General features: G+C 55.0%; 18 protein-coding genes and 1 tRNA gene. 13 read left to right on the top strand and 6 right to left on the bottom strand.

The window, feature by feature from the left end; translation table 11 throughout:
- Positions 1-183: 183 nt before the first annotated feature.
- The gene (locus tag GOB87_RS11770; protein ID WP_166316913.1) at positions 184-426 is read right to left on the bottom strand and encodes a hypothetical protein; all 243 of its coding nucleotides are present in this window, start codon (positions 424-426) and stop codon (positions 184-186) included.
- Here GOB87_RS11770 and GOB87_RS11765 point away from each other — a divergent pair.
- Positions 419-1,180, top strand: a complete 762-nt coding sequence (locus GOB87_RS11765; protein ID WP_166316910.1) for a hypothetical protein — start codon at positions 419-421, stop codon at positions 1,178-1,180. The two genes, GOB87_RS11770 and GOB87_RS11765, sit on opposite strands and share 8 nt — an antisense overlap.
- Before the next feature lie 1,855 nt (positions 1,181-3,035).
- Entirely contained in the window at positions 3,036-3,986 is a 951-nt protein-coding gene (locus GOB87_RS11760; protein WP_166316907.1) for an SGNH/GDSL hydrolase family protein, read from the top strand.
- Between the two features lie 17 nt (positions 3,987-4,003).
- Here the strand turns inward: GOB87_RS11760 and GOB87_RS17175 are convergent, their stop codons facing one another.
- Together GOB87_RS17175 and GOB87_RS16610 are read right to left on the bottom strand one after the other, a co-directional pair.
- A complete protein-coding gene (locus GOB87_RS17175; protein ID WP_217408766.1) occupies positions 4,004-4,144 on the bottom strand; it encodes a DUF3761 domain-containing protein in 141 nt (46 codons plus the stop codon).
- Positions 4,141-4,329, bottom strand: coding sequence for a hypothetical protein (locus tag GOB87_RS16610; RefSeq protein WP_198911716.1), 189 nt, complete (start codon positions 4,327-4,329; stop codon positions 4,141-4,143). The genes GOB87_RS17175 and GOB87_RS16610 overlap by 4 nt, the downstream gene beginning before the upstream one ends.
- A gap of 268 nt (positions 4,330-4,597) precedes the next feature.
- Here GOB87_RS16610 and GOB87_RS11750 point away from each other — a divergent pair, with 268 nt between their 5' ends.
- Positions 4,598-5,731: a type I restriction endonuclease gene (locus GOB87_RS11750; protein ID WP_166316904.1), complete on the top strand. Its 1,134-nt coding sequence runs from the start codon at positions 4,598-4,600 to the stop codon at positions 5,729-5,731.
- 354 nt (positions 5,732-6,085) lie between these two features.
- On the opposite strand, the gene GOB87_RS16845 is transcribed toward GOB87_RS11750, so the two are convergent.
- Positions 6,086-6,289, bottom strand: a complete 204-nt coding sequence (locus GOB87_RS16845) for a helix-turn-helix domain-containing protein (protein ID WP_242006360.1) — start codon at positions 6,287-6,289, stop codon at positions 6,086-6,088.
- A gap of 172 nt (positions 6,290-6,461) precedes the next feature.
- Between GOB87_RS16845 and GOB87_RS11745 the strand changes: the two genes are divergently transcribed.
- From GOB87_RS11745 to GOB87_RS11710, 9 genes are all read left to right on the top strand, one after another.
- Complete coding sequence (locus GOB87_RS11745; protein WP_166316901.1) at positions 6,462-6,632, top strand: hypothetical protein; 171 nt, start codon at positions 6,462-6,464, stop codon at positions 6,630-6,632.
- Positions 6,629-8,188 (top strand): hypothetical protein, encoded by a 1,560-nt coding sequence (locus tag GOB87_RS11740; protein WP_166316898.1) that lies wholly within the window; start codon positions 6,629-6,631, stop codon positions 8,186-8,188. Before GOB87_RS11745 ends, GOB87_RS11740 begins: the two co-directional genes overlap by 4 nt.
- The gene (locus GOB87_RS16990) at positions 8,185-8,316 is read left to right on the top strand and encodes a hypothetical protein (protein WP_264806307.1); all 132 of its coding nucleotides are present in this window, start codon (positions 8,185-8,187) and stop codon (positions 8,314-8,316) included. Before GOB87_RS11740 ends, GOB87_RS16990 begins: the two co-directional genes overlap by 4 nt.
- A 903-nt stretch (positions 8,317-9,219) precedes the next feature.
- Positions 9,220-9,288: a hypothetical protein gene (locus tag GOB87_RS17170; protein WP_368040904.1), complete on the top strand. Its 69-nt coding sequence runs from the start codon at positions 9,220-9,222 to the stop codon at positions 9,286-9,288.
- Positions 9,289-9,354: 66 nt separating this feature from the next.
- A complete protein-coding gene (locus GOB87_RS11730) occupies positions 9,355-9,624 on the top strand; it encodes a helix-turn-helix transcriptional regulator (RefSeq protein ID WP_166316895.1) in 270 nt (89 codons plus the stop codon).
- Complete coding sequence (locus GOB87_RS11725; protein WP_166316892.1) at positions 9,621-10,175, top strand: hypothetical protein; 555 nt, start codon at positions 9,621-9,623, stop codon at positions 10,173-10,175. The genes GOB87_RS11730 and GOB87_RS11725 overlap by 4 nt, the downstream gene beginning before the upstream one ends.
- Entirely contained in the window at positions 10,172-10,687 is a 516-nt protein-coding gene (locus tag GOB87_RS11720; RefSeq protein ID WP_166316889.1) for a hypothetical protein, read from the top strand. The genes GOB87_RS11725 and GOB87_RS11720 overlap by 4 nt, the downstream gene beginning before the upstream one ends.
- Positions 10,674-11,735 carry a DUF7146 domain-containing protein gene (locus tag GOB87_RS11715; RefSeq protein WP_373320732.1) on the top strand — a complete coding sequence of 354 codons (1,062 nt, stop codon included), beginning with the start codon at positions 10,674-10,676 and terminating at the stop codon, positions 11,733-11,735. Before GOB87_RS11720 ends, GOB87_RS11715 begins: the two co-directional genes overlap by 14 nt.
- Positions 11,689-13,623, top strand: a complete 1,935-nt coding sequence (locus tag GOB87_RS11710) for a DUF927 domain-containing protein (protein ID WP_166316883.1) — start codon at positions 11,689-11,691, stop codon at positions 13,621-13,623. The genes GOB87_RS11715 and GOB87_RS11710 overlap by 47 nt, the downstream gene beginning before the upstream one ends.
- 597 nt (positions 13,624-14,220) lie before the next feature.
- Here the strand turns inward: GOB87_RS11710 and GOB87_RS11705 are convergent.
- The gene (locus GOB87_RS11705; RefSeq protein ID WP_166316880.1) at positions 14,221-14,382 is read right to left on the bottom strand and encodes a hypothetical protein; all 162 of its coding nucleotides are present in this window, start codon (positions 14,380-14,382) and stop codon (positions 14,221-14,223) included.
- Positions 14,383-14,519: 137 nt separating this feature from the next.
- Positions 14,520-14,595 (bottom strand) — tRNA-Thr (locus GOB87_RS11700).
- A 366-nt stretch (positions 14,596-14,961) separates the two neighbouring features.
- Between GOB87_RS11700 and pqqA the strand changes: the two genes are divergently transcribed.
- Complete coding sequence (pqqA, locus tag GOB87_RS11695) at positions 14,962-15,042, top strand: pyrroloquinoline quinone precursor peptide PqqA (protein ID WP_010666882.1); 81 nt, start codon at positions 14,962-14,964, stop codon at positions 15,040-15,042.
- The last annotated feature ends 45 nt before the right edge of the window (positions 15,043-15,087 follow it).

The raw sequence follows: 15,087 nt of genomic DNA, 5'->3' as shown, positions 1-15,087 counted from the left end.
ATTCCCAATCCACGCCTCCATGAACTCCTGCCCTGGCACTGGAAAGCCCACCAGCAGGTCCACAATACCATCGCCGCCTGAATACGCCCGCGTCTCTCGCCGGATGGTTACGCTTCCTCTACCTTAGAGCATCCAGTCTACGCTCAGATGAATTTAACCGTGTCGAATCACGTCTTGGCGGCTTCACAAGGCTTTCACTTCGATGAGCAAAGAATGGCCTGTCAGCATCTTGGCCATTTGGCCGCCGATCAGAAGAAATGGCATCAAGTTATCGAGCGCCTGAGGGATGATGCTTGTGCGGATTGCAGCGATCTGTGTCGAGATCTGCCGGACATCGCTACGACTGCCTGAACTTTCCTTACGAAGTCTTGGAAAAGTTTCTGATACCTTATGGCATTCATCAAATTGAGAAAGAATTATGGCCATTACTCTCAAAGTAAATGTCGACAGTAAGAAACTGATGCGAGATTTAAGCGCGCTATCAGAAAAGGAAATCCCACGAGCAGCAGCAAATGCTCTTAATCGCCTCGCTATTGGTTCACGATTAAAAGTGCGTGACCGAATGGAAGAGATTTTTGATCGACCCAAACCGTTTACGCTGAATAGCTTCTGGATCGACACAGCCACTCCGAACAAGCTGGAGGCGGCCGTTATGACAAAAGACATGGCTCCCAAGGGTACGCCCGCTGTTCGATACTTGGGGCCGGAAATACACGGTGGTCGCCGTGACATGAAAAAATTCGAGCGAGATTTCGCTGCCTTGTCGCAAGGGCAATATGCAGTTCCAGGGAAAGATGCTCCGCTTGATCGTTACGGAAACATTCCCCGAGGAATTCTGATCCAGATACTCTCCCGCTTCAATTTGATGTCAGGCACTTCTGCCTACATGAACATGAGCGAACGGACCGCTGCACGTCTTCAAAAACGAAAAAGAAATGCAGCCGGTCAGCGAAGCGACTATTTCATTGCACGGGAGCGCGGCCGAGGGCTTCCAACAGGCATTTACAAATTGGTTGGACCGGGAAAAGTGGCCCAAATCATCCGTTTCACCCCACGCGCCCCAAATTACAAAGCCGTTCTACCAGTTGAACAAATCGTCAACTCTACGGTCTCACGACGTCAGGACCGGATCGTGCAGGAAGAAATCATCAAAGCCTTCAGAAAAAGAGGTTTAAAGTGAATTATCCACTCACAAGATGTAAATGACGTCCAATATCCTTAGATTTTCGCTCATGATTCACGCTTCGAAGAAGTCCAAAAAGAAGCTTTTCGACTTCTTCTTGAGGCAAGTGGATATCTTCGGCAATTTTCGTACGTGTAATCCTTTCAGACCACAGATCCTCAAGCACCATCTTCCATACAGATGATTCTTCATACCCGATTGGGCAGAAATGTGAGGTCATTCTTCGATTGGTAAACGGCGTATGAGGAATGTTTCGAGTTAACCCTTCATTCACCATCACTCCGCACGATTGATTTTGGAGGTGAAGATGAAAGACTCGAAAAAGGAAAATCTCTCGCCAGAAGATGAAGCCGGCCGCCTCGTCGGACTACATGGCTTGTCTGCCCGAAGTGTGGCTGCTGACCGGCTGGAGCGAGCACACCAGCTTGGCCTCACTGATGTCGTGAACCATTGGTACCGAGTGTATCGCCTATTGTCCGAGAGTGCGGGACGCCCTGCTAAAACTCCCCCCCTCAGGAATTGGCCGTCGAAGCAAAATGCTGCCACGTCTACCTACAGGCAGCACCAAAGCGTCCAAGGTGACGTCGCACAACTGAGGCGTCTTTCGCGGATGAGCATCCAGTCTTGACGCGGCCGCACCGTTCTTCGCCTGGGCACATATCGGACAAGGTCTACCCAATGCGGCCGTTTGTTCGCTCTCGGTCGGAGTGCTCTCCGTATTTCTGCCTCGCGACCCCCGAGCATCAGGGGTGACACGGTTTTCGGGGTCACCCCTCACACTAGAGGAGCCTGCAGCAGGCGACCTCAATTGCGTGCTTGGAGCACTCCCCCCATAACTTCCGACAAAATGTTACGCTTGGCGCAAGCGGGTGTTACGGATCTAGCTGGCTCTGAAACAGCCATAAATGCGAGCTTGTGCGCGATATTCTCCCGTCATTGATACTGTTCGCAAGCGTTGCACTTTTTCGGAAATGGCGCCCTCTACTGTCTCCACCTAACTGGCTGACATTTCACAGAAATATCGCAAAGTGGTTACGCTTGACGACAGCAAGACAAATGTCTCTCGCGAGAAATTACATATAAAAATCAATGTCCTGGCTTGACCCGACATTTTGAGGCGTAATCGCTCCCTGAATCACCGCCTCTTCTCCAGCTTTCTGGCGTGGCTAAAGAGCCGACAGATCTATGTCTCAAGTGGATGGCGCAATTTGGCGCAACGCCAAAAAACGACCCTGCCAGACCATGTCTCAAGTGGATGGCGCAATTTGGCGCAACGCCGAAAACGACCCGTCCAGACCATGTCTCAAGTGGATGGCGCAATTTGGCGCAACGCCGAAAACGACCCGTCCAGATCATGTCTCAAGTGGATGGCGCAATTTGGCGCAACGCCGAAAACGACCCGTCCAGATCATGTCTCAAGTGGATGGCGCAATTTGGCGCAACGTCGAAAACGACCCGCCCAGACCATGTCTCAAGTGGATGGCGCAATTTGGCGCAGCGTCAAAAACGACCCGTCCAGGCCATGTCTCAAGTGGATGGCGCAATTTGGCGCATCGGTTGAAACAGCCCCTCTCGGAGCATGTCTCAAGTGAATGGCGCACAGTGGTGCAAGTCTCCTCTGACGTCTCTCTCGGGACAAGTCTCAAGTGGGTTTTGACACGTCCCTCTCGTTCCACAATGTGAGCGATTTATTCGCCATCGTCCGGACCGAAAACGGTACGATTTTTGGAGACGATATTGCGACGTGAATAACCTCAGTCATCATCGTTGGATGACGTTTTTGTTCTATCTCCAGCAGCGGCAATGAGCCCAGCCTGTCCTGGTAAAATAGAACCGGTATGGAGCCACCGTCATGCGTCGCAGTCTTGCTCTCTTCAGTGCGGTCTCGGCCATGGTTTCAACGATACTGGCGATGCCAACTAGTGCGGCCGAAATCCCATTCAGTCGGCTCTATGTTTTCGGTGACAGCTATAGCGACAGTGGCGCCTCACGCACCGTTTCCAGTGAGGCCGTCAATGCCAAGATTCCGCAGGCGGTCGTTCTGCCCGCGGATGATAAAACCGGGCTCTATTGGAAAGGACGGTGGAGCAATGGCCCGACTGCGGTTGAGGACTTGGCCAACAAGATGGGAGCACCCATCGAGAATGTGGCGGTCGGTGGTGCACGATGCGGTAGCGGGAATTATTACACATGGCTGGACGGCTGGCGGGACACCGGTCTACGGGGGCAGGTGTTGTCATTCATTTACGCCAGACCCCGTCTTGATCCAGCCGCCCTGTACGTTCTCGGCGCCTCCGCCAACGATTTCTTTCTCCACGAAGATATGGCTACGCCGCAGCCGCTCCCGGCAATCGCTGAGCAATGCGCCCAGGAGATGAAGGGAGCTATCGAACTTCTCCAACAGCACGGGGCGCGGCATTTCCTGATCTTCGGTGCCTACAGTCTCGACCGCGTGCCGGCGGTTGCGAAAGACCCCCATGCTGCGGCGGAAGCGCGCGCTTTTCAGGCCGAATACGATCGGCGTGCTCAGACCGCTATCGAGCCGATCACAGCATCTGCGGGATCACACATCGTCTGGTTCTCATGGAGCAACGCGACCGAGAAGCTTCTCGCAAATAACCAGCCAGAACGACTGTCAGATGTTGTCCATCCATGTCAGCCCACGCTTCCTGCACCCGGCAAAGTTTGCGGCGATCCAGACGCCCATCTCTGGTGGGACGAATATCATCCGACGCGACGTGCTCATGCTCTCATTGCGCAGCAGATGTTGGATGTGGTGCGGGAGAGTGCTTCCGCGCACTGATCCACCCGAAGTTCCGCCTAGAGCCACTGGTCCACGCCACCATGCCGTGAGCATGTGCCGCGATGATGCTGACTGAAGCTGAACGACCCGTCGCCACACTTGGCGGACGCGCCCGGAGGCGATGCTCCGTTGCGCGTGTGAGCAGGAGAATGAATCACTCGGCCATCGCGCGGTTCGTGTAGTGCCTATGCTCCAGAAGCTGACCTTCGTCCGGCTCGACATAAGGGGCAGTCTCACTTGTCGGCGGCAGTGTGGGAGGCTGTGGCCCACGCGCCGTGGCAGACAGCGGCGCGAAGAACAGTGCCACACAGAGCGCGGCCATGACACGGAAAGAGGCGAGCATTGGCTGACCCAATTTTAAGATCAGCGGAATAGCATGAGACACCTTGTGAGAAATCTCAAAAACTTATTTGATGTTCTGCGGTTCTTACCGAACTGAATATCATTCTTGATATTGCCAAGGCACGCGAAGGTAAGGATTCGGAGCCATCCGAAGCGAAAGAAAAGGTGATTTTCATCATAAGTGTCCCGCGTGGGTGTGTGTTTTCATTTTCTTTCCTTGGATGCAATAGATTTTCCCTGTCATTTTGGACATGTCAGGATTCGGCCCGATGTCAGACGATTTTCGTCAGAAGTTTAAATCGTTCTCAGAGCGAATGATCAGTATTTCTACGCGTTGCAATAATGAGGAAGCAACCAAGCTTTTTCTTGTGCTGCCTTTAATAAACTTCTTGGGTTACGATACCATGAACCCCGATGAAGTATGCCCCGAGCATAATGCCGATTTCTCTGATAAGTACAAGAACAGGGTGGATTTCGCGATATTGAAGAATGGCGAGCCTGTTATTGCTATAGAGTGCAAGGCGCTTGGAGCTGAATTAAAAGACGACAGGGGACAGTTACGGTCATATTTTAACGCAGCGCCAACTGTGAAGATGGGCGTCATCACAGATGGAATGGTCTATGAGTTCTTCGCGGACTCGGACGAGCCAAATATGATGGATTCCAACGCTTTCTTGTCTTTCGACCTTCACGACATCGCTAAAGGCAAGATAGAGGATTCTGTGGTAGACGGGCTGAAAAGCCTGCAAAAGTCTAATTTTGATCCAGAAAATATCGGAGCCGAAGCTAAAAGAAAGCTGATCTTCCAAAACCTCGTTCAGCAGATAGAGCTGCTTGCTAAAGAGCCAAGCGATCCGTTTGTGCGACTTCTTCTTCAAGGTATTGGTCTAAGCAATATCCGCTCTAAAGCTATGGCAGAGTACACCGAACTTACAAAGAGTGCGTTTGGTGAATTCATCAACCTCAGGATATTGCAGCGTCTGGATCTGCCGGCCAAAGACAAAGAGACAGAGAAGCCGCTTGCAGTCATCGACGCCCCGAAGGGCGATGTGGATGTGACGAAGGAGCCAGATCCTATTCCATCTGCTATTGAATTGGAAGTGTATGATTATACCAAAAAACGATTAGCATTTCTTTCTGATACTGATGAGTTGTTCTCTGCTATAGATGGCATTGAATATAGAGATTATAAAGGTAAATTCGTGATATTCTATGGGAAGGAGCGTGCTGGAAGATTATTTGATTTGTATGAAAGCAAAGAATTTAAATATAAGTTTGATTTTGGTGAAGGCTTGGGTGGAGAAATACTAACTAACTCGTTAGAGGATATAGATGCGCCGCTTATCACAGTATTTAAGGAGCGGGTCGCGGAAATGTTACCGAATGGCAAAAAGCGGAAATAAGACATTAAAAAACATTACTAAATAAAATCCCCGCTTCTCGTTGGAGCGGGGATTGAGTCTCTAGGTAGCGAAAGACAAGAAGATTCCGAGGGAAATTCTGTGGATACGACAATAGTGTGGTGCGATGGGTTGCCGTTTACCGAACGCGCGGCCTATGTTGCCCCAGCGGATGCTCGTACAGGTAGTGACGCCGGGATTCCGCCATCAGACACCGTCCTCTCGCAGTCCGGTTGGATATCTCGTTACAATTAACCAGCTTCGTGTGATCGCGCCTAGCTTCCTGCCGAGGAGTTAGCCGTGTGTGGCCCGAACAGGCAGCAAGCAGTGTCACCGCAGCCAGCATCAGAGCCCGTTTCATTCCTTCCTTAGCCGGACCCCAACTCCGCCGCCATTCTCTGCGATGAACTCCACGCCTTCAGCTTCTAGGGCAGATCGAATCGCTTCCACAGTCCGAGGATAGAGCACCTCGCCGCGTTCAAAGCGAGTGATGGTATTGGTGGATACATCCGCGAGTGCAGCAAGCTCACGGACTCCGAGACCGAGACCGACCCGCGCCATCTTGCATTGTGAGGCGTTCATTCTACTTCGCTACCATGTGGCGATATTTCACTTGACGATCACTCATAACATCGCGACATTGTAGCGACCTTGCGTCAAAGAGCAAGGTGGACAGGCGTGAAGTTCGCACCTTCTCGCCTGTCCTAACCACAACCGAAGCTGAGGTTCGGCAATGGCTGAGAACGCCCATAGCACACCCGCATCCGTGCGGGCAGCGGAGTCACGCGCCAATATCGCGGTGGCCCTCTTTGTCTCCCTCCTGATCGCCCTGTCCGTATTCGGGTTCGGCTCGTCCGATCCGGTCACGTCTGGCCGCGCCTATGCGGTGGAGGCCATCCGATGAATGGTGAAACCGGCACGATCCCGGCTCACGAAAGCACGGCCGATCTCGCCCAGGCATTCCCTATCCGCACGCACGCGCTCAACGTGGCGGACCACGGATTGATTCAACAGGCTCGCGAAGTCACCGCCAAAGAACTGAGAGCACGGGCAACGGTGGATGACACTGAAGCGGATCCGCTCTTTGCCGAAACAACGGATGGCATACGCGCGATGGCGGATATCAAGCCGGCCACATGGGATGGCTGGTTCGCCCGACAAGTCGCCTTTTCAGTGTGGACCGGAGCAAGCAAGCCATGCGCGGATTCCGCATCTGAATGGGCCGAATTTGCCTCTGGCCGTGATACCATGACCATGCTGGCCAATCCCCCGCCACTGGCGGATGCCGAGCTGATCGACATCTGCCGGCAGGCAGCGGAACTGCGACGGAAGGAAGACGATCACACCATCCCGGACGATGAAGCTGAGCGCTACGCGGACCGCTTCTGGGATGAGGTGGAGCGTATCCGTGCGCGACGGGCGATGACCATCGACGGCGCACGCGCCCTGGCACGGCTGATTGAAGACACGGACGGTAGTCTGCCGAAGAACCCGCAACGCCTGTACATGTCCGAACTGGTGGAGACGCTGGTGCGCTCACTGGCTGAGGGCACGGAAGCTGCGGCGCCGGATAACCAAGAAGTAAGCGAAGATTATCCACCAAGCCGTCTGGGACCTGCCGGTGCGTTTCACGCTTACGAACTGGCCTGCCGACGCCGCGCTGCTTTTGAGGACATGGACTCCGCCCAGGGACGCGCACGGACAGCGAGCGGAATGGGCAAGATTGAAGCCAATCGACAAGCCGATGTCGCGGCCGACTTGGCGGCTGCTCTCATCAAGCTGGCTCCGTTTACAAGGTGCGAGACGCTTTCGGATGTAGGCGCCCAGGTTGGTATCGCTCTGGAATTACTCGACGAAGCAATCTCCTTGGAAGAGACGGATCCAGCGAGCATCCGAGCGGCCTATCTGGCGCTTGCAAGCACTCTCCCGACGCTTGTTCGGGTCGCAGGACGTGACCTGACACGTGCGATTGACCCCATTTTCTTCAGTGACGAGCAGGCAATGCGCGCTGGCGCACAGGCCCTGACAGGAGATCCGATGAGTTATCAACCAGAGAAACGATGGAGCGTCCGGCGCGACCAGCCTATACGCGAGATAGGCTCACCCGATGCGGTAACCATATGCGCTTACGCACGAGCTGGAGCGAAAGCCATAGCCGATACCAGCTTTATCGGGCTTTCCCACGCATATCATGAAGTATCCAAGGCCCTCGAACGTCTTCCTGCCTGCTCAGACCGGGAATTTAATGATCTTTTAGATCAGAAATATCTCCTTCTCGGTCGTCTTGGTGAAATATCGGGAAATACATCTGATGATCTCGTGGCAAAATCTCTAATCGTAATGGAGCGTCTACCTGAGTATCTACACGTATTTGAATCTGAAAAGACCAATCCAGATATTCAGATTGCTATCAGTCTAGCTCACGATGTGGTGAAATACCTTGGAGAACGGACAGCATGATCAACAGTATCAAGATGCCGTTTCGGGTCGCAGGACGTGATCTGACACGGGCGATTGACCCCATTTTCTTCAGTGACGAGCAGGCGATGCGCGCTGGCGCACGGGCTCTGACAGGAGAGCTGTCATGATGATCTTCACTTGCCCCATGGTGGGGACAGTACACCAGACGTTGCCTGTTCCCGGTTTGCATCCGATGCTGCTGGACGGCGCGGCTAGGTTTGGCCGCCGGACGCCGGAACCCCACGTCTGGCCGGCCGCGCCATCAACTCTTGCGCGTGGGGATGGCTGGCGTGGGGCTTCTATGGCGGATTCCGACAAAAAGAACTGGCTGGACAGTTTACAACCGGTTGACCGGCGCACTGCGGAACGTCTTTTGCAGGACATCGGCGAGAGTGCGTTTACACGCATAGCGCGGGCCTACGTCTCGGTCGGCGCAAAACGAGGTGCACCACCCAAAAAACTACATGAGGACTGGATCGCCGAAGGGTATCGCCTTTGGCTGCTTTCCGAAAATGCCTCTTTCAAAAAAATAGCTGAACAAGTCATTTCTGCTGACAAGGCAATTCATGAAAACGAACGTCAGGGCCGCATCAGAGCATTAGAGAGCGTTCTTAGGAAGACAGTCAGAAAGCGTGAAGCTGAGGCGGGATTGCTGACAGTTGCCGAACTGAAAGAGCGTCTTTCAATGCCTGATCTCCTGACGAAAATTGAACTTAGTTTGGCAACCCATGAAAACCATATCCGCCGTGATTGCAGCGCAAGAGACTTGTATTCATATATATCGAAGACATTAAAAATAATTTATTCTCGCTTAAATTTCCAAAAAAGATGCAAATCAAATACATTTGGACTAATTGCCAAAACATTGGAAATATATGAAAACTTAATGGATGAATATCGAAGAAGAAAAGAGGCTGAGCGGAACGCAATACGTGATGATGCCTTTTTCGAAGCCTTCAGCGATATAATCCCGGAAGAGTTACCGGTGTCAGTCGCCTACCAATGGAAAAAAGACTGCACGAATTTTCTGCGTGCCGAAGTGCAGCGCTGGAGAGAGACAACAAAAAACGCCTGATTTTTTGTTGTTGTCTCTTGCATAAAAAACGCACCAATAGAGAGCCGCACATAGAGACGAACTAATTCGCCTCTAATCGCGGAGAAACGAAATGAATCCCGTTGCTTTTGTCCGCCCGAAGGTTGTTCGAGCGGCTCACACTCCCGTCCAGTCCGCGCTTCTGAACGAAAGAAGCGCCGCCAATTATCTCGGTCTGCACACGCGCACTTTGCAGAAAGGCCGACAGGATGGTTCTGGTCCTACATTTATCAAGCTCGGCCGACGTATCGCCTACAGGCAATGCGATCTTGATGCCTGGGTCGAAGCGCATGCTGTCCGTTCCACGGCCGATGTCACGATGCGTCGGGGAGCAAAAGCATGAGCGCCGCAGAAACGTATACATTTTTCGCGGACAAGGATGGTGCGCTCTATCGTTTTGCGGACTGGCGTGGCACGCCCTCACCTCTCGAAACCTTGTTGAGTCTCTTTGGTAAACAGTCCGAAGTGGGCAAACCCCTGACCGAGGGGCGCCAACGTGTGGGCAAGCGTCTGGGTGCCAGCCCGCCCGTGCTGATCGGTCTCATGCGCTACACAGCCGGACAGCAAGCGATAGCGGATCTGCAAAAAACTTTTGCGGCTGGCATTGCCTCTGGGACGTTTGGAGAGGTGCCGGAGCTTTATCCGCTTTTTGTGGAATGGTGGTGCCGCGTGTGCGAGCAGGCAAGTTCCAAAGCCCTGCGGAACTGGCTGCACCGTTCATTGATGCTCAAATTGTTGTGGAACGCTTCGGGGCGCGACATGGCCATCCGATCCATCCAAGAAGGATATGCGGTCATTGATCGGACGGCTGGATGCATCCGTATCCGTAAGGAGGTATCTGTCTCTGACGCTGTAACAGCAATGCAGATCGAAAGCGCGGGAGCCGTGGCATGAGCGCGATGGAGACGCCGCAGGGCCTGCTGTGGGGTGGTTTCTCGCAGTTCGGCAACCACACGCCGCTCAATCACCTCCTGGACCTGATGCTGCGCTCTCGAGATTACCTCGGATCGGGGCATGATACCGCGTCCTTTGAGGCGATGATGGCTGCGGCACGCGCTTTCACCCCCGCTCCTGGAGTGAGCGAACTTGCAGGCCTTGCGCGGCGCGAAACCGCACTAAGGGAGTTCCTGACTGGTTACGATTCCGTGGTCGATTTTCTGAGCTGTGAAGTGCTGAAGGATCCATTGTGGTCCGTGGAAGGCGGCTTGATCCAGTTCCGCCATGTGCTCCAGAGCGATGCGGGATCTGAGGCGACACTGGAATGGCTGGACACTCTTCCATGGCCCGAGATCCTGTCGGACGCCCGGCGCATGGATCATGCCGTGCAAGAGTTCTGTGTCGGTCGCGCTTTGCTGGATGAAAGCGGTGCGATCTTTGCCAAGGATACGGACTGTGCGCGGGCCTGACGCCAGAACCCTTTCGCACCTTCTAGCGGAGCGCATCGTCGCGCTTGCCCCCGAGTTGCTGCGTGCCGGCCATCGGGAAGGCTGCGAATGGCGCTGCGGATCCTTGGCAGGCGAGAAAGGTCAGTCTCTGGCCGTACGGCTGACCGGCCCACGCCGGGGAGTGTGGTGCGATTTCAGCGGCGGCCAAAAAGGAGATGCTCTGGATCTGGTGGCGGCCGTTCTGTTTGCAGGTAGCCGCCGTGACGCAATGGCCTGGGCGAAGAATTGGCTCGGCATAGGTGATAGCCCAGTGCCGCAACCGACGCGACAGCAGATTTCCGAAAAAACGAATAACCAGGACCTGGACCGCGATGAGCAAAGGCGGCGCGCCAAAGCCCGCGAGCTGTGGCACCAGACGCCAGCAGGCATCGCGGATACGCCGGTCGAGCTGTATCTGCGCGGTCGTGGCATCGATCTGCGCGAAATGGGACGCGCGCCGGGCTCGCTGCGATTCAATCCCGCCGTCTGGTGCGCTGAGGTCGAACGTCCGTTGCCAGCCATGCTGGCCGCCATCTGCGGTGCCAATGGCAAACAGGTAGCCGTCCACCGGACATGGCTGGTGCAGACAGCGTCGGGCATGTGGACCAAGGCGGATCTGCGGGCAAGCAAGAAAGTTCTGGGAAGTTTTGCAGGTGGTTCGATCCGCCTATGGCGCGGGGCGACCGGCAAGAGTCTGGGCATGGCCGAACCCGGAGAAAGCGTGATTGTGGCGGAAGGGATCGAAACCGGTCTGTCTGTTGCGCTCGCCTGTCCGGAATACCGCACCCTTTGCGCCGTGAGCCTCTCCAACATGGGCCGTCTCGAACTGCCTGAAGCCATCACGGACATCATCATCGCAGCGGACAATGACGCCGGCAACGAAAGTGCCCGGAAAGCCTTGGACGCTGCCTGTCAGAAATTCATCGAGCAGGGCCGCATTGTGCGTGTGGCCATGCCGGAAACGAAAGGCCGGGACTGGAACGATGTCATCCGGGAAGAAAATGGACCAAAAGACGGGGCGCGGACGTAATCGTGTGCGAGCGGCGCTCGAGGACGCCAAGGTCGTGAAACTGCCGGTATCATCGCAGCAAACTGAGTTCAGTAGACCGCCACCAGGCGTGTCACGTCGGTTTGTGATGCAGGCGGAAGGCCTGTTTCGGAATTCCGGCGATCCAGACAAGCCAAATACTTTTATCTGCGGACCAATCGAGTGCCTGGCCGAAACGCGGGATGCGGAAGGAAACGGTTGGGGCCTGCTGCTCGGCTGGACTGACCGTGACGGCGTGCGACATGAAGAGGCGTTTGCTCGCGCCCTGTTTTCCGGCGACTGCGGCGAGTTACGGAGCCGTCTCGCCAGTGGCGGTCTCACATTGGCCAGCGGACCAGCCGCCAAGAATGGCTTTTCCGAATGGCTGGCCACGATTTCAACCGATCAGCGGGCACGAAGCGTGAGCCGGATTGGCTGGCACACTTTCCGCGACGGTCCGGTCTACGTGCTGCCGACCGAAACCTTTGGCCATACGTATGAACGAGTGGTGTTGCAGCAGGAAACAGTCGAGCCGGATCTGTTCAACATGGCTGGCACGGTCGATGAATGGCGTGAGCGCATCGGTTACCTGTGCCGTGGCAACTCGCGTCTCGTGCTGGCGGCCGCAACGGCATTCGCCTCACCTCTTCTCACTCTGCTCGGCGAGGATGGCGGCGGTTTCAACCTTCTGGGGGCATCGCGCCTGGGCAAATCGACCGCTTTGCGCGTCGCTGCCTCAGTTTGCGGCGGAACGCTGCAACTCGGCGCCGAAGGGTTCGTCCGCAGCTGGCGTGCCACGGGCAACGCTCTGGAAAGCGTGGCCCTCTCCGCGTGCGATGCTCTTTTGGTCTTGGATGAACTCGGGCAACTCGATCCAAAAGAGGCGGGCGACATCTCCTATATGCTGGCCAACGGCACCGGTAAGGCGCGAGCCAGCCGTACAGGCGGTGCCAGAGCCGTGGCGCGCTGGCGCGTGCTGTTCCTCTCCAGCGGCGAGCGCGGCTTAGCAGACATGAATGCGGAAGCCGGACGCGCAACCAAAGCAGGACAGGAAGTGCGCTTTGTGGACGTCCCCGCGGACGCTGGCGGCCCATTCGGTCTGTTCGAGACTCTTCACCATGTCGATGCGGCCGGAGAACTGGCGGAATACCTGCGGGCAGAAACCGGCCGACTTTATGGCACGCCTTTTCGCGCCTTTCTGGCCGGACTGTCCGATCGGATCTCCGATGAAGGACTGCTCATGTTGCGAGAGGTTCTGCGAGCACGCATCGTCGAACTGACGGACTATTATCTTCAGAACTGGCCTGAGGCGTCCGGACAGGTCCGGTCAGTCGCGCGACGGTTTGCCATGGTCGCGCTGGGTGGCGAACTGGCGACGGATTTCAAACTGACGGGCTGGGCCGAGGATACGGCGCGCGAGTTAGTCCGCGTCTGCTTTAATGACTGGCTGAAGATGCGTGGCACTTCGGGGCGGCGCGAGGATGAGCAGGCTGTCGAGCAGCTGCGCGACTTCATTTCCAAGAACGGCGAAGGCCGGTTTGAGCGATGGATTGAACCCAAGGCAGATGAATTGCCTCAGAGCGGTGAGCAGGCCGAGCCACCCGGCGAGCGATTCCGCACCCAGATGCGTGCCGGCTGGAAGCGCTGGGAAAAACTGGAAGACGGACGTGACGGTTGGATGTTCTACCTGACGCCATCCGGCATGAAGGAAGCGCTCGTGGGCCTTAATCGGGGCGATGCCCAGCGTGTTCTGACCGAGCGTGGATTTCTAGTGCCAGGCAAGAGTGGCAAGGCCGCAACCGTCATACGACCGCCCGGATTGCCACCAACACGAGCCTACCAGGTGAAGCCATCCATCCTTGGTTCGGATGCTGGGGATGCGGCGGGGTAACGCAAGCACGCAGATAAGTATGAAGTTGAGAAGGGTCGGAACGATGTTCCGGCCCTTTTTCGTCATCAGGATGAGCGTCGGAGCGCGCGGGCAGCGCGGTGGTTTTCTTCCCGTTTTTTTGCTCTGGCCGCCTGAATTGCACTTCTATCCATGCGAACAACGCATACCTATCGCAGCGAAAAATGACCGGCCTGCCTGTGGATAACATACTTTGCTCATTAGAGCACAACACGCAAAATGGCGGAAAACAGCCAATCGGTGCCGGGTGGTGTTACACATTTTTTGAAGGTGTAACAGGGCACCCAAAAAGGTGTAACACGCTTTTATCTCATAATATCAGTGTCTTAGTAGGTCTTGTTACACCGTTACACCTGTTACACCGTTTTGAGAACAAGGGAGAGAAAGAGGACCGAAAGTTAGGGGGAGGAAATGCGGAATGTCATGCGAAAAACGCATAGCTTGACGGAGTGGAAAACCATGCTCGATACGCATGGATGGATACCAACCCATGCATTTTCTATGGGTCCTTCCTGGGAGGGTCGTGCTCCGGGGGTTATTCGCGCCCCGGTTAGAGGCACCCTTTGAGCAAAGAAAAAATCACTTGGTGTTGTTGTTGTTGTCGTCCGACTGACGGGTCTGATGAGTGATCCATGATCGATCGCGGCGACGTGTCGGCATGAAGCGATCCGAGAGAGCATCACAGAGGCGTCCAGGAAGAGCGAACAGCGTATCCGGGGCATGAAGAGAATCGTCCTGCAACTGGACACCTGCCCGCGCTCACGTGAGCCGGTGGCGCGATCAGTGGCCAATGAGTCCGGATTGAGTCCGGGAAGAAAGGCCCTCGCCTGCCCGCTTCACCATATAAGACAAATTGTCTTGGAAAACCGCGAGGTTAGTGGTGCCGGTTAGAGGATTCGAACCCCTGGCCCCATCATTACGAATGACGTGCTCTACCAACTGAGCTAAACCGGCCCGCCTTGCGGTGGCAGGCTTCTAGCGCAGGTATAAAACCCGCGCAAGCCTCTTCTTCGTCTCTTTTTCCCAAGCCATCCAAAATCCGCAAGACCGAGGAAACCGCCCACAAACGTTAACAACTCTCGCAGAATATTCACAAGAATGTGAGGGTAAGGCCACGTGGCTGATTTCCACGCTTCCATGGCACACATAACATATAAAAAATCCCTTTTCTTAAAAGAGCATTTCGAAAAACAGCTCGTAAAAATCCTGTGTTTGTTCACAGACCATAGATGATGCCCTGCCATGCATCCTCATGCTGGTCGTCCGTTCCATTCCTCGGTATCGTGACTGCACTTGCCGCTTCAAAGAAGGAGACGAGACATGGCTTGGAATACGCCGAAGATCACTGAGGTACCTTTGGGTGCCGAGATCAACAGCTACGTCTGCGGTCAGAAGAAGTAAGGATCCGCAGATCCGCTGAAAACGCCGCCCGCCTCGCGCTGGCGG

Source organism: Acetobacter estunensis (genome assembly GCF_011516945.1).
Classification (GTDB): domain Bacteria; phylum Pseudomonadota; class Alphaproteobacteria; order Acetobacterales; family Acetobacteraceae; genus Acetobacter; species Acetobacter estunensis.
The sequence above is the reverse complement of the archived record's forward strand: the minus strand, read 5'-3'. Positions and strand labels throughout refer to the sequence as shown.

Excerpts from the sequence above, each read along its gene's own strand:
- GOB87_RS11765 (WP_166316910.1), top strand. The coding sequence starts at position 419 with ATGGCCATTACTCTCAAAGTAAATGTCGACAGTAAGAAACTGATGCGA.
- GOB87_RS11770 (WP_166316913.1), bottom strand. The coding sequence starts at position 426 with ATGGCCATAATTCTTTCTCAATTTGATGAATGCCATAAGGTATCAGAA.
- GOB87_RS11760 (WP_166316907.1), top strand. The coding sequence starts at position 3,036 with ATGCGTCGCAGTCTTGCTCTCTTCAGTGCGGTCTCGGCCATGGTTTCA.
- GOB87_RS16610 (WP_198911716.1), bottom strand. The coding sequence starts at position 4,329 with ATGCTCGCCTCTTTCCGTGTCATGGCCGCGCTCTGTGTGGCACTGTTC.
- GOB87_RS11750 (WP_166316904.1), top strand. The coding sequence starts at position 4,598 with ATGTCAGACGATTTTCGTCAGAAGTTTAAATCGTTCTCAGAGCGAATG.
- GOB87_RS16845 (WP_242006360.1), bottom strand. The coding sequence starts at position 6,289 with ATGGCGCGGGTCGGTCTCGGTCTCGGAGTCCGTGAGCTTGCTGCACTC.
- GOB87_RS11745 (WP_166316901.1), top strand. The coding sequence starts at position 6,462 with ATGGCTGAGAACGCCCATAGCACACCCGCATCCGTGCGGGCAGCGGAG.
- GOB87_RS11740 (WP_166316898.1), top strand. The coding sequence starts at position 6,629 with ATGAATGGTGAAACCGGCACGATCCCGGCTCACGAAAGCACGGCCGAT.
- GOB87_RS16990 (WP_264806307.1), top strand. The coding sequence starts at position 8,185 with ATGATCAACAGTATCAAGATGCCGTTTCGGGTCGCAGGACGTGATCTG.
- GOB87_RS11730 (WP_166316895.1), top strand. The coding sequence starts at position 9,355 with ATGAATCCCGTTGCTTTTGTCCGCCCGAAGGTTGTTCGAGCGGCTCAC.
- GOB87_RS11725 (WP_166316892.1), top strand. The coding sequence starts at position 9,621 with ATGAGCGCCGCAGAAACGTATACATTTTTCGCGGACAAGGATGGTGCG.
- GOB87_RS11720 (WP_166316889.1), top strand. The coding sequence starts at position 10,172 with ATGAGCGCGATGGAGACGCCGCAGGGCCTGCTGTGGGGTGGTTTCTCG.
- GOB87_RS11710 (WP_166316883.1), top strand. The coding sequence starts at position 11,689 with ATGTCATCCGGGAAGAAAATGGACCAAAAGACGGGGCGCGGACGTAAT.
- pqqA (WP_010666882.1), top strand. The coding sequence starts at position 14,962 with ATGGCTTGGAATACGCCGAAGATCACTGAGGTACCTTTGGGTGCCGAG.